The sequence below is a fragment of the Streptomyces sp. NPDC019890 genome (genome assembly GCF_044903445.1).
Lineage (GTDB): Bacteria > Actinomycetota > Actinomycetes > Streptomycetales > Streptomycetaceae > Streptomyces.
This window is the reverse complement of record NZ_JBJDQK010000003.1, coordinates 328,892-341,325: the sequence shown is the minus strand read 5'-3', so window position 1 is coordinate 341,325 and position 12,434 is coordinate 328,892. Positions and strand designations below refer to the sequence as shown.

Here is a 12,434-nt window from a genome sequence, read left to right as displayed (position 1 = left end):
GGTGAGCGTAGGAAGGTCTGGACCAATCGTCAATAGGTCCAGACCAAAGGTGTGGGTGGTGGAGAAGAGCTGCGGTCAGATGCCCAACTCCTGGGCCAGCACGGCCGCTTGGACCCGGCTGCGGAGCTTCAACTTGCCGAGGAGACGGCTCACATGGGTCTTCACCGTCGCCTCCGCCATCGCCAGCCGTCCCGCGATCTCGGCGTTCGACATCCCCTCGCCGAGACACGACAGCACCTCGCGTTCCCGGCGGGTGAGTGCATCGAGGATCGCGAGTTCGGCCGCGTCCCGGGGCCGTACGGGAGTGGGCGCCGCGAACTCCGCGATCAGCCTGCGGGTGACGGCCGGCGCGATCAGACCCTCGCCGCGGGCCACCGTGCGCACCGCCTCCAGCAGATCCGCGGCATCGGTGTTCTTCAGCAGGAAGCCCGCGGCCCCCGCCCGCAGCGCCCCGAAGACATACTCGTCCAGATCGAACGTGGTCAGGACGAGCACATCGGCGAGCTGTGCGTCGACGACCTGCCGGGTGGCCGAAACCCCGTCCAGACGCGGCATCTGAATATCCATCAGCACGACATCGGGGCGCAGTTCGCGGGCGCGCCGCACCGCTTCCTCACCGTCCGCCGCCTCGCCGACGACCTCGATGTCCGGCGCGCTGCCCAGGATGAGGACCAGACCGGCGCGTACGGCGCTCTGGTCCTCCGCGACCAGTACCCGGATCGTCATGCCTTCGCATTCCCTTCGTCGACGGGCAGCTGCGCCCGTACCCGCCAGATCGTGGCCCCGTCCCCGTTGGTCACGGGGCCCGACTCGAACTGCCCGTCCAGCAGCGCCACCCGCTCGCGCATGCCGACCAGACCGGCCCCCGAGCCGGGCGCCCTCGGCCCCGGCCGCTCGCCGTACGGGCTGGTGACCCGCACGGTCAGCGTCTGCTCGTCCTGGTCCAGGCTGACCGTGATCTCGCCAGGCGAAGCGTGCTTGAGGGCATTGGTCAGCGACTCCTGGATGATGCGGTACGCGGCCAGCTCGACCGGAGCGGGCAACGGGGAGCCGTCCTCGCGGGTGTCGGTGAGCGTGAACTCAAGGCCGCTGGATGCGCCGTTCGTCCGCGCCTGATCGAGCAGCGCATCGACGCCGGTCAGCCTCGGCGCCGGCGCGGGCTCCGCGCCGGCGCCCCGGTCTCTCAGCAGGCCTATCAGCCGACGCATCTCGGCCAGGCCCTCGACGCTGTTCTCGCGGATGACGGCCAGGGCGTCGCGGCTCGTTCCCGGGTCGTCGATGGAGAGCGCGGCGGTGGAGTGGATCGCGATCGCCGAGAGGTGGTTGGCGACCATGTCGTGCAGCTCGCGGGCCATCCGGGCGCGCTCGGCGGTCACCGCCTGGGTGCGGTCGATCTCGGCCAGCAGGGCCGTCTGCTCGGCGCGCAGCTGAGCCGCCTCGGCGGCGTCGCGGTGGGTGCGTACGCTCACGCCGGTCCAGGCCGGGGCCACGGTGACCAACGCGAAGACCAGGCCGAGCAGCACGGCCTGCGCGTCCTGGAAGACGACGAGCGCGGTGACCGTCACGGCGGCAGTGGCCACCATGGACACGGCGGGGATACGGCGTGCGGCGGCGGGTGTGCCGTACAGCACGGCCGCGTAGACGAGATCCGTGAACATTGCGATGGTCGCGACATTCCCGTCGGTGAACTGGTCGGCGAGCATCGCCGTACAGCCGATGGCCAGCGCGGTGTTCGGCATCGTCCGGCGCAGCAGCTCGGCGCCGCTCATCGCGGTCAGCGGCAGCAGCAGGAGCGCATGCGGGTCGACGCCGTGGCCACCGCGGGTGTCCAGGCCCAGCGCCCACAGCACCAGGCCCCCGAGGAGTCCGGCCACGGCGATGAGCACGTCGTCGCGGTGCGGGCGGGCGGGAGCGGTCACGGACCCATCAAACACGGCGGGCGGCGCGCGGGCCTCCACGTCCGGGGTGAAGGCCGGCTACATCGAAGGATGCAGCGCCACTTCGTCACTGGTGACGACGATCGGCGGCGATACGGACGGGAGGCTTGAGGGGAACGAAGGGAGAGTGCCGTGATCGTCACGCTGATCGTGATCTGCGAGGTCGGCTTCTGGGTGCTGCTGGCCGGCGGACTGGCACTGCGCTATGTGGCGCGGATGCCGCGGCTCGGGGCGGGCGTCCTGCTGCTGGAACCGTTGCTGGAGGTCGTGCTGCTGGTGGTGACGGCGATCGACCTCAAGAACGGCGCCGAGCCGGACTGGAAGCACGGGCTGGCGGCGCTCTACATCGGCTACACCGTCGCGTTCGGTCACTACACGATCAAGTGGATCGACGGGCACGTGGCGCACCGCTTCGCGGGCGGCCCGCCGCCGCTGAAGCCGCCGCGGTACGGGACGGCCCGGGCCAAGCACGAGGGCAAGCTGTGGCTGCGTACGGTGCTCGCCGCCGGGGTCGCTCTCGCTCTGCTCCAGCTCGCGATCTGGTACGTCGGCGACGCGAGCCGGACGGGTTCGCTCAGCTCCTGGCAGTTTGCGGCGCTGCGGGCGGCGGGGATTCACGGTCTGATCGCGCTCACGTACACGATCTGGCCGAAGAAGGGGCCGAAGCGGCCGGAGCGCGAACCGGTCCGGGCCGAGCGGTAGGGACCTGTTCCCCACCCCGCCCCTTCCCGAACTGGGGGCAAGCCCCCAGCCCCCGAGCGAGGCTTTGGGGCTCCGCCCCCAGACCCCGGGTACGCCCTTCGGGGCAGAGCCCCGACACGGGCCCGGGCAGATCAAGCCTCGCCGGCGATTGAGGCGCGGGGGTCCGGGGGCGGAGCCCCCGGATACCTACTACCGCTCCCCGCCCGGGACCCAGAGCACGTCTCCGACCTCCTTGTTCGCCGTCCTCGCCAGAATGAACAGGAGGTCGGAGAGCCGGTTCAGATACGTCGCTGTGAGGGCGTTCATGATGTCGCCGTGCACCTCGAGCGCCGCCCAGGTCGAGCGCTCCGCGCGCCGTACGACCGTGCACGCCTGGTGCAGCAGCGCCGCCCCCGGCGTACCGCCCGGCAGGATGAAGCTGCGCAGCTTCTCCAGCTGCTCGTTGAAGCGGTCGCAGTCCGCCTCCAGCCTGTCGATGTAGAACTGCTCGACCCGCAACGGCGGGTACTTCGGGTCCTCCACCACCGGCGTCGACAGGTCCGCGCCCACGTCGAACAGGTCGTTCTGGACGCGGACGAGGACCTTGACGACCTCCTCGGGGAGCTGTCCCAGTGCGATGGCCGTGCCCAGGGCGGCATTGGCCTCGTTGGCGTCGGCGTACGCGGCGATCCGCAGATCGGTCTTGACCGTCCTGCTCATGTCGCCGAGCGCCGTCGTGCCCTGGTCGCCGGTACGGGTGTAGATGCGCGTCAGATTGACCATGTGACCAGCGTAGTTACGCTCCGGCCCGGCGGAAGACACGTGTGCCGACCGTCACGGCCAGCGCCGCGAACCCCAGGGCGACCAGCACGCCGTACAGCATGGCGGCCGTGGTGTACTCGCCGATGTAGGCGTCCCGCACCGCGTCCACCAGATAGCGGAAGGGCATGAAGTGCGAGAGCACGTTCAGCCAGCCCGGCGCCAGGGTCATCGGCAGCATCAGCCCGGACAGCAGCATCGAGGGCATGACGAGGGCGTTGATGGCCGGGCCGAACTCCTGCGGCGTACGGACCTTCAGCGCCAGCGCGTACGACAGTGAAGCGAGCGAGACGGTCAGCAGGGCGACGAACGCGAAGCCGATCAGGACGCCGGCCAGGGGTGCGCGCAGGCCCATGGCCAGCGCGGCCAGCACCAGCAGCACCGCCTGGAAGACGAAGAGCGCGGCATCGCGCAACACCCGGCCGAGCAGCAGCGCGAGCCGGCTGACCGGGGTCACGCGCATCCGCTCGACCACGCCGTGGTTCTTCTCGATGATGACCGAGAAGCCCGCGAACGCCGCGCCGAACAGGCCGAGTTGGAGCAGCAGACCGGGGACGAGAACCTGCCAGGAGTCGGCCCGCGCGGAGAGCGGCAGATCGGTGAGCAGCGGTCCGAAGAAGAGCAGATAGAGCAGCGGCATCAGCACGCCGAAGAGGATCTGGAACTTGGACCGCAGGGTCTGGCGGGCGTACCGCTCGAAGATCAGACCGGTGTCGGAGAGAAATTCAGGCATCACGATTCCTAGACGGCTACGGGGGTGGTGTCCACCGGCGCGGGCCCGCGTCCGGTGATGGCGAGGAAGGCGTCCTGCAGCGTGGCGCCGGACGACCCGGCGTGCCGCGCCTTGAGCGCGTGCGGGGTTCCCTCCGCGACGACCACGCCCTTGTCGACGATCACCAGCCGGTCGGCCAGCGCGTCCGCCTCGTCGAGGTAGTGCGTGGTGAGGAAGACGGTGGTGCCGTGCTCCTCGCGGACACGGCGCAGGAGATCCCAGAGATCGGCCCGGCTGCCCGGGTCGAGCCCGGTGGTCGGCTCGTCGAGGAAGAGGACTGCGGGCCGGTGGGTCAGGCCCAGCGCGATGTCGAGCCGCCGCCGCTGCCCGCCGGACAGTGCCCCGGTCCTGCGCTCGAGGAGGTCGGCCAGGCCCAGGTCCTTCGCCAACTCCTCGGCGCGGGCGACGGCTTCGGACTTCGGCAGCCGGTACAGCCGCCCCTGGGTGACCAGTTCTTCCCGCACGGTCACCTGCGGGTCGACGCCGCCGGACTGGGCGACATAGCCGGTCCTGCGCCGTACACCACCGGGATCGCGGGCCAGGTCGAAGCCCGCGACGGTGGCCGCGCCGCCGGTGGGCGGCAGCAGGGTGGTGAGCATCCGCAGGGTGGTGGTCTTGCCGGCGCCGTTCGGGCCGAGGAAGCCGAGAATCTCGCCCGGTTGGACGGTCAGGTCGATGCAGTGAACGGCGTCGACGGGCCCGTTCCTGGTCTGGAAGGTCCGGGCGAGTCCGGCCGTACTGATGATTGCCATGGCTCCAGAAAAACAGAGTCACTTAAAGTTTGCAATGACACTAAATTTTAATGGAGCCCAACGAAGCTACGATGAGGTCATGGCTGAGGGACTCAGGGAGCGGAAGAAGCGGCAGACCAGGCAGCACATCTCGGACATGGCCACCGGTCTGTTCCTGGAGCGCGGCTTCGACGCGGTGACCATCGCCGAGATCGCGGGCGCGGCCGACGTCTCGGTCAACACCGTGTACAACTACTTCCCGGCCAAGGAGGACCTCTTCCTCGACCGCAGCAAGGGCATCGTCGAGCGGCTCTCCCGCTTCGTACGCGGCCGCGACATCGGGGAGTCGGCCGCCGACGCCGTACTGCGCGAACTGCGCGAGCAGGTCGAAACCGTCTCACCCACCGTCGGGTTGATGGAGGGGTATGACCGTTTTCTGCGGGTCATCCACGGTGCGCACACCCTCCGCTCCCGCCTCTGGCGCATCCAGCAGGAGGCCTTGGAGCACCTCGAGGACACACTCAGACAGGAGACGGACGCGGCGCCCGACGACACGCTGCCCACCCTCGTCGCCGGCCAGCTCGCCTGGGTGCAGGCCACCCTCATGGGTGCCATCGGTCGCGAGATGGTCAAGGGCCGCCCGCCCAACGAGGTTTCCCGCGAGGCTCTCGTCCTCCTCGACGACATGGAGGAAGTGCTGGGGGAGAAGGTGCTCAAGTTCGCCGTCCGTGACGCGTGATGAGCCGTGCCGGTGTGACGTCCGCCATTCGAGACGTGACGCGCATCTCTTCACCCCCACACGGCCCCTCACGGGCGCTAACCTCCGCCGGAGAGCAGAAATGTAAACAGGTGTTAAGGGGTGCCGCAGTGGCCAGGAAGCTCGCCGTCATCGGGGCCGGACTCATGGGGTCCGGTATCGCGCAGGTCTCGGCCCAGGCGGGCTGGGACGTCGTGCTGCGCGACGTCACCGACGCGGCTCTGGCCCGTGGCAAGGACGGCATCAAGGCCTCGTACGACAAGTTCGTCTCCAAGGGCAGGCTCGAAGCGGCCGACGCCGAGGCGGCGTTGGCGCGCATCACCACCACGACCGACCTGGACGCCGTCGCGGACGCGGACATCGTCGTCGAGGCGGTGTTCGAGAAGCTCGAGGTCAAGCACGAGATCTTCCGTACGCTCGACAAGCTCGTACGGGACGACACGGTCCTCGCCTCCAACACCTCCGCCATCCCGATCACCAAGATCGCGGCGGTGACGGAGCGTCCGGAGCGCGTCGTCGGCGCGCACTTCTTCTCGCCCGTCCCGATGATGCAGCTGTGCGAGCTGGTGCGCGGCTACAAGACCAGCGACGAAACCCTGGCCACCACGCGGGAGTTCGCCGAGTCCGTCGGCAAGACCTGCATCGTCGTCAACCGCGACGTCGCCGGCTTTGTCACCACCCGCCTCATCTCGGCCCTGGTCGTCGAGGCGGCAAAGCTGTACGAATCGGGCGTTGCGTCCGCCGAGGACATCGACATCGCCTGCAAGCTGGGCTTCGGCCACGCCATGGGGCCGCTCGCCACCGCCGACTTGACCGGCGTGGACATCCTGCTGCACGCCACCAGCAACATCTACACCGAGTCCCAGGACGAGAAGTTCGCCCCGCCGGAGCTGATGCGCCGGATGGTGGATGCCGGTGACATCGGCCGCAAGAGCGGGCAGGGCTTCTACACGTACTGACCCTCATCGACCGGTTTGGTATCACCCGGCAGGGTGAATTCGGTATCGGTTCGCTTACAAGCAGCAACCGCCCTGCCCATGTGGCAGTCAGTTGTTGCAAGGCACTGAGATGTTGCAAGGCATCGAGAGCAAACCAGAGCAACAAGAAGCAACAAGAAGAGTCAGAAGAGACAGACACAGGGCACTGACGCACTCACGGGGAGCGCATATGCACATCAGGGGCGACCACGCCGAGCTGGTCGTCGGGGGCCGCCTCGACGTCCGCAGCGCGGCGGACGCCCGTACGGTCCTGCACTCGGCCGTCGACGACGGAGCCGGCGACCTGGTGCTCGACCTGACCGATCTCGACTCCTGGGACGCCACCGGGCTCGGGGTCATCATGGGCGCACACCGGCGGGCCGGCCGGTGCGGTCGCCGGCTGGTGCTGCGCGGCGTGCCGCCACAGATGCAGAGACTCCTCGTGGCGACGCGGCTGCACCGCATTCTTGCCATCGAAGGCGGCATCGCGGCCGAATCGCTTCCTCGGGTGTGAACCGTACGACGCTCGCAATCCTCACGAGAATGTGATGTCACGGGCGGGGTGGCACCCCACACGTGACGAGATACTGGGCAAAGGTCTAGGGTTCGGACGCCTGCCGAATCGACAGACCCATGCGGTGGGCACCGGACCGAAGCTACAGCGGGGCGTGCAGAAAGCCGGGAGGGACATCCGCACGCGGCTCCGCCACCAGGAATCAGATACCTCGGCGGGGACAAGCTGAGCCAATCGCATCTGGGGGGCTTGACCATGGACAACGACACTTTCGGCGAGGGCGCGGGACAGGCGCGCCCCCAGCGCGACACCGGCACTGCCGACTTCGGGCAGCCCACGCCGGCGCTGGCCCGTACCGTCCGGCTCGTATCGGGTGACTTCCTGCTCACGGTCAACCCCGTGGACGGCAGCGAGATAGAGCCCTGCCCGCCGGGAGAGCAGCCCGCGCGGCCGGCCCGGCGCAGCGCCGCGGAGCGTGCCGAGCTGCTGCGCGCCGCTCAGCCACCGGTGCCGCCGGGTCCGCCCGCGCCGCGGCTTCCGCTGCTCGAGCGCGACGAGGAACGTGAGCGGCTGGTACGACTGCTGGGCCGCGGGCGTTCCGTACGGCTCACCGGACCCGCGGGCTCCGGGCGCAGCGCCCTGCTCGACATCGTCGCCGAGGACTGCGCGGATCTCGCGCCCGACGGCGTCGTACGCCTCAGCGGCTACCACCGCACCCCCACCGAGCTGCTGTACGAACTCTTCGCCGTCGTCCACAGCGCTCCCAAGCACCGGCCCGACCGCGACGCGCTGCTCCAGTACGTACGGGAGATCGGCGCGATCGTCGTCCTCGACGACCTGGAGTTCGGCGGCGCCGCCCTCGGCGAGCTGCTGGACGCCGCGCCCGAGTGCGCCTTCCTGGTCGCCGCCACCCCCGATGTGCCCGCACCCGCCGCCGACTCGCACCTCGAAGAGGTCTTCCTCGCGGGCCTGGGCCGCAGCGCTTCGCTGGACCTGCTGCAGCGCGCCGTGGAGCGGCCGCTCACCGAGGACGAGGCGAACTGGGCGGGCGACCTCTGGTTCGAGTCCGAGGGACTGCCGCTGCGCTTCATCCAGGCGGGCGCGCTGCTGCGGCAGGCCGACAGCCTGCGCTCCGACCCGGACGAGCTCGACGAGTACACGCCGTTCGACGGGATTGCGGAAGTCGAGATACCGCTGCCCACGCTGGGGGAGGGCGCCGCACCGGCGTCACTGCTCGCCTCCCGGCTGAGCGAGGCCGCCCGCGACACCCTGCGCTTCGCCGTCGCGCTCGGCGGCGAGGTCCCGCACCAGGCACATCTGCCGGCGCTCGTCGGGGACACGCATGCGGACGCCGCGCTGGGCGAGTTGATGGCGTGCGGGCTGCTCTCCCCGGTCGGCAGCCGCTACCGGCTCGCGGCCGGCGTGCTCGCCCAGCTGACCGAGAAGGGTTACTCCGAGGACGCGGTCGACCACGCCCACACCGCCGCCCAGCACTACGCCTGGTGGTCCGGGCACCCCTCTGTCACCCCCGAGCGTGCGGTCGCCGAGGCGGACGCCGTACTTGCCGCGCTGTCCGCGATGGTGCCGGGTCAGGAGGCGGGACACCCCAGCGCGGCCGTACTGCTGGCCCGCAGCGCCGGGCCCGCCTTCGCCGCCGGACTGCACTGGGGCGCCTGGGAGCGGGCCCTGCGGGTCGGCTCCGAAGCGGCCCGTATCGCCGGCGAGGTCGCCGAAGAGGCGTACTTCCACCATGAGCTGGGCGTCTTCGCGCTCTGCACCGGCAACCTGGACCGGGCGCGTGCCGAGCTGGAGACCTCGATCGGCATGCGGGGCGCGCTCGCCGACAAGCGCGGCACCGTCGCGAGCCGGCGGGCGCTGGCGCTCGTCACGGACCGCGAGGGTGGCCTCGCCCCCGCCGTCCGCACCCCCGCGGGCGAGGAAGTGCCGGCCGCGCGTCACGAGGAGTCGGCGTCGCCGCCCGGCGGTGTACCGGCGGCCGTGCTGCCGTTGGGCCTGCGGACGGGACCGGGCACGGGAGCCGTGGGGCAGTCGAAGTCCATGGAGGAACCCGCGACGGTGGTGTCGCGGGCGTCGGCGGGCGGTGCGAAGCCCCGCCGCTTCTCCGTCCTCGGCGGAGCCCGCCGCAACCTGGTCGCCGCGGGCGCCGGCGCGCTACTGGCCGCGGTGCTCGGCACGGTGGTCACGCTCGGGGCGACCTCGGACCACCAGGACCCGCCGGGCAACAAGGTCAGGAACGGTCAGTCCGCGAACGAGGACGACACCGAGAACGGCCTGGACGCGGATGTGCCCGCCGACGGTTCGACCCCGAGCCCCGGCGACGAACCGAAGAACCCGGGCGCGGTGACGCCGGGGGCGAGCTCGTCCACGGGCAGTTCGTCGACGCCGGGCGGGCAGCCGTCGTCGCGTGAGACGCCGGAGGGAATGCCGACGACTTCGGGCAGGCCCACGACGAAGCCACCGAAGCCGACGCCGACGAAGTCGACTCCGTCTTCGACGCCGACACCCACGCCCACACCTACGCCCACACCGAGCGGTACCCCGAGCGGTTCGACCTCGCCGAGCCCGCCCGGAGGGTCGACCTCGGCCAGCGCTCCCATCACCAGCAGCGCCCCCGCGTCCAACGACCCTTCCGGAGGCGGCTCACCCGTCATCTGACGGCGCCCAGCACGCAGTACGGCCCCGGGCGGCATCCCCGCCCGGGGCCGTACTCATGCCGTACTCAGGTCGTAACAGCGCTCAGAAGAGCCGCAGCTTGTCGTCCTCGATGCCCCGCAGCGCGTCGTAGTCCAGCACCACGCACCCGATCCCGCGGTCCGTCGCGAGCACCCGCGCCTGCGGCTTGATCTCCTGTGCCGCGAACACGCCCTTCACCGGAGCCAGATGCGGGTCCCGGTTCAGCAGCTCCAGATAGCGGGTGAGCTGCTCGACGCCGTCGATCTCGCCGCGCCGCTTGATCTCCACCGCCACCGTCGCGCCGTCCGAGTCCCGGCACAGAATGTCCACCGGGCCGATGGCTGTGGGGTATTCGCGGCGGATGAGGCTGTAGCCCGCGCCCAGTGTCTCGATCCGGTCGGCGAGCAACTCCTGGAGGTGAGCTTCCACACCGTCCTTGATCAGACCGGGGTCCACACCCAGTTCGTGCGAGGAGTCATGGAGGATTTCCTCCATTGTGATGATCAGTTTCTCGCCCGCTTTGTTGATGACCGTCCAGACGCTGTCATCACCCTCCTTGAGGGTGCAGGGCGGGGACATCCAGTTCAGTGGTTTGTACGCCCTGTCGTCCGCGTGGATGGAGACGCTGCCGTCTGCCTTGACCAGGATCAGACGGGGAGCGGAGGGCAGGTGGGCGGTGAGCCGGCCCGCGTAGTCGACGGAGCAGCGGGCGATGACAAGACGCATGGTCCGCAACGCTACTCGACACACGCCGCCGCGCGCGATTCGCCCCGGAAGCCCTGTTCATTATTGGCCGGTTGTGCTCCCAATCTCCTGGTGCGCTCCGGACGGCGCACTTACCGTGGAAGCGGGAGGTTGTCGGTCGTGCACGCTGCGTCGTCGTATGCCGTTCGTATGTCGCCGTTGTCCCTCATCCTCCGTCCCTGCCCGTAAGGCCCCGCAACGCGGGGCCGCGAGAGGAGAACCCATGTCGCTCGACGTCTCACCGGCGCTGTTGGAACAGGCCGAGCGAGGCGAGGTCGACGAAGCTGCCTTCGTCGACTGCGTCCGGACCTCCCTGCCCTTCGCATGGGAGATGATCAGTTCTCTGGTGGCTCAGCTGAAGGTGGACGGCGGCGAGTTCGCCGACAACCAGACGCCCCCGCCGGACGAGCAGGCACGTGGTCAGCTGCTGCGCGCGCTCGCAAGTGATGCGATACGCGGAGCGCTCCAGCGGCACTTCGGGGTGCGTCTGGCATTCCAGAACTGCCACCGCGTCGCGGTGTTCCCGCTGGACTCCTCGGTCGACGAGCGGTTCGCCCGCTTCACTTCCGTGCGGGCCCAGTTACTCAATCAGTCGCCCGAACTGCGCGACTGCTGACACCTTTCGCTGTCGCTCCGCATCGCGGGAGGTGCTACTGATGTCGGAGCGGCAGCACCTCCCGTACGGCCGCGAAACCCGGACTCAGCTCAGCAGCGGCAGTACCTCTGCGCCAAGACGCCGCACATTCTCCTCGGTGGCGGCGAGGTCGCCCGAGCCCTCGGCGAGCAGGGCGAAGCGGGTGATGCCGGTACGTTCCGCGGTGGCCGCGATCCGGTCGGCGGCGAGCCGGGGCGGGCCCACCGGATGCACCCCGCAGAGCAGTTCGGTGTACGCCACGGGGTCCCGCATCGCGCGCTGCCGGCCGTCGACCGTGACATGCGCTTCCAGTCCCTGCTTGAGCCAGCCGGGCATCGCTTTCAGGAGAGTCTCCGTGGCATCGACCCTGCGGTCCGCGATCTGGACCACGCCGGCCGACACATGTCCGGCGCGCTCGATCTCGTCGTGCGTACGCCCCGCGGCGCGCGCGAACGTCCGCCACAGGGCGACCATCTCCGCCTTTTCCTCGTCGCCGCAGTGCATCCCGAGCAGCATCGGCAGCCCGCGCCCGGCCGCGAGCCGCACGCTCTCCTTGGACGTGCAGGCGACGATCACCTCGGGACCCTGGTCGGGGCTGCCGATCAGCTCGGGACCCTGCCCGGAGCCGCTGATCAGCTCGTCCGGCCTTGGCACGACCGGGACTTCACGGAAGTTGAATCGTTCCCCCCGGGCTGCGACGCGGGGTTCACGCAGCCAGCGCAGCAGCAGGTCCAGGGACTCCGGAAAGCCCGTTTCGTACGCGGCCAGACCGGTGCCGAAGACCTCCAGATCGACCCAGGGCCCGCCCCGCCCGACCCCGACGGAGAACCTTCCTCCGCTTGTGAGATGCAGCAGGGCCGCCTGCTCGCCGAGCGCCACAGGATGGGCGTTCGGCAGGACGCTCACCGCGGTGCCGACCCGGATCCGCCGGGTGCGGCCGAGCAGCAGCGCGGCGAGTGTCACGGCCGACGGGCACACGCCGTACGGCACGAAGTGGTGCTCGGCGAGCCAGACCGAATCGAGCCCGGACTCCTCCGCGACCTCGGCGGACCGCACCGCCCGGTGCAGTGCCTCCCCCTGCCCCTGGCCCGGGAATTGGGCCGCCAGCACAAAAGTTCCCACGCGCATCGCCTTCTGCCTCCTTGCGGCCCGACGCGTCACTCCCCCTACTGGC

General features: G+C 70.1%; 13 protein-coding genes. 6 read left to right on the top strand and 7 right to left on the bottom strand.

What is annotated here, in order from left to right; all coding sequences use genetic code 11:
- Positions 1-75 precede the first annotated feature (75 nt).
- Positions 76-726: a response regulator gene (locus ACI2LP_RS09935; protein WP_404724014.1), complete on the bottom strand. Its 651-nt coding sequence runs from the start codon at positions 724-726 to the stop codon at positions 76-78.
- On the bottom strand, positions 723-1,919 hold the full coding sequence (locus ACI2LP_RS09930; protein ID WP_404724013.1) for a sensor histidine kinase: 1,197 nt from the start codon (positions 1,917-1,919) through the stop codon (positions 723-725). Before ACI2LP_RS09930 ends, ACI2LP_RS09935 begins: the two co-directional genes overlap by 4 nt.
- A gap of 150 nt (positions 1,920-2,069) precedes the next feature.
- On the opposite strand from ACI2LP_RS09930, the gene ACI2LP_RS09925 reads away from it, so the two are divergent.
- Positions 2,070-2,639, top strand: coding sequence for a hypothetical protein (locus tag ACI2LP_RS09925; protein WP_404724012.1), 570 nt, complete (start codon positions 2,070-2,072; stop codon positions 2,637-2,639).
- A 189-nt stretch (positions 2,640-2,828) separates the two neighbouring features.
- Here the strand turns inward: ACI2LP_RS09925 and ACI2LP_RS09920 are convergent, their stop codons facing one another.
- The 3 genes from ACI2LP_RS09920 to ACI2LP_RS09910 are packed head-to-tail and all read right to left on the bottom strand — an operon-like array spanning position 2,829 to position 4,961.
- A complete protein-coding gene (locus tag ACI2LP_RS09920) occupies positions 2,829-3,401 on the bottom strand; it encodes a cob(I)yrinic acid a,c-diamide adenosyltransferase (protein WP_404724011.1) in 573 nt (190 codons plus the stop codon).
- A gap of 13 nt (positions 3,402-3,414) precedes the next feature.
- On the bottom strand, positions 3,415-4,170 hold the full coding sequence (locus ACI2LP_RS09915; RefSeq protein ID WP_404724010.1) for an ABC transporter permease: 756 nt from the start codon (positions 4,168-4,170) through the stop codon (positions 3,415-3,417).
- Positions 4,171-4,178: 8 nt separating this feature from the next.
- Positions 4,179-4,961 (bottom strand): ABC transporter ATP-binding protein, encoded by a 783-nt coding sequence (locus ACI2LP_RS09910; RefSeq protein WP_404724009.1) that lies wholly within the window; start codon positions 4,959-4,961, stop codon positions 4,179-4,181.
- A gap of 79 nt (positions 4,962-5,040) precedes the next feature.
- Here ACI2LP_RS09910 and ACI2LP_RS09905 point away from each other — a divergent pair, with 79 nt between their 5' ends.
- The 4 genes from ACI2LP_RS09905 to ACI2LP_RS09890 all read left to right on the top strand — a co-directional run bounded on the left by ACI2LP_RS09905 (position 5,041) and on the right by ACI2LP_RS09890 (position 9,864).
- Entirely contained in the window at positions 5,041-5,679 is a 639-nt protein-coding gene (locus tag ACI2LP_RS09905) for a TetR/AcrR family transcriptional regulator (protein WP_404724008.1), read from the top strand.
- A gap of 128 nt (positions 5,680-5,807) precedes the next feature.
- Positions 5,808-6,656 (top strand): 3-hydroxyacyl-CoA dehydrogenase family protein, encoded by an 849-nt coding sequence (locus ACI2LP_RS09900; protein ID WP_360872172.1) that lies wholly within the window; start codon positions 5,808-5,810, stop codon positions 6,654-6,656.
- Between the two features lie 208 nt (positions 6,657-6,864).
- Positions 6,865-7,188, top strand: a complete 324-nt coding sequence (locus tag ACI2LP_RS09895) for an STAS domain-containing protein (protein ID WP_399281687.1) — start codon at positions 6,865-6,867, stop codon at positions 7,186-7,188.
- Positions 7,189-7,443: 255 nt separating this feature from the next.
- On the top strand, positions 7,444-9,864 hold the full coding sequence (locus ACI2LP_RS09890; protein ID WP_404724007.1) for an ATP-binding protein: 2,421 nt from the start codon (positions 7,444-7,446) through the stop codon (positions 9,862-9,864).
- An 81-nt stretch (positions 9,865-9,945) separates the two neighbouring features.
- Here the strand turns inward: ACI2LP_RS09890 and nucS are convergent, their stop codons facing one another.
- Positions 9,946-10,608, bottom strand: coding sequence for an endonuclease NucS (gene nucS, locus ACI2LP_RS09885; RefSeq protein ID WP_356226140.1), 663 nt, complete (start codon positions 10,606-10,608; stop codon positions 9,946-9,948).
- Between the two features lie 241 nt (positions 10,609-10,849).
- On the opposite strand from nucS, the gene ACI2LP_RS09880 reads away from it, so the two are divergent.
- Positions 10,850-11,242, top strand: a complete 393-nt coding sequence (locus ACI2LP_RS09880) for an SCO5389 family protein (protein ID WP_404724006.1) — start codon at positions 10,850-10,852, stop codon at positions 11,240-11,242.
- A gap of 84 nt (positions 11,243-11,326) precedes the next feature.
- Here ACI2LP_RS09880 and ACI2LP_RS09875 read toward each other — a convergent pair whose 3' ends face one another.
- On the bottom strand, positions 11,327-12,388 hold the full coding sequence (locus ACI2LP_RS09875; RefSeq protein ID WP_404724005.1) for an LLM class flavin-dependent oxidoreductase: 1,062 nt from the start codon (positions 12,386-12,388) through the stop codon (positions 11,327-11,329).
- Positions 12,389-12,434: the final 46 nt, after the last annotated feature.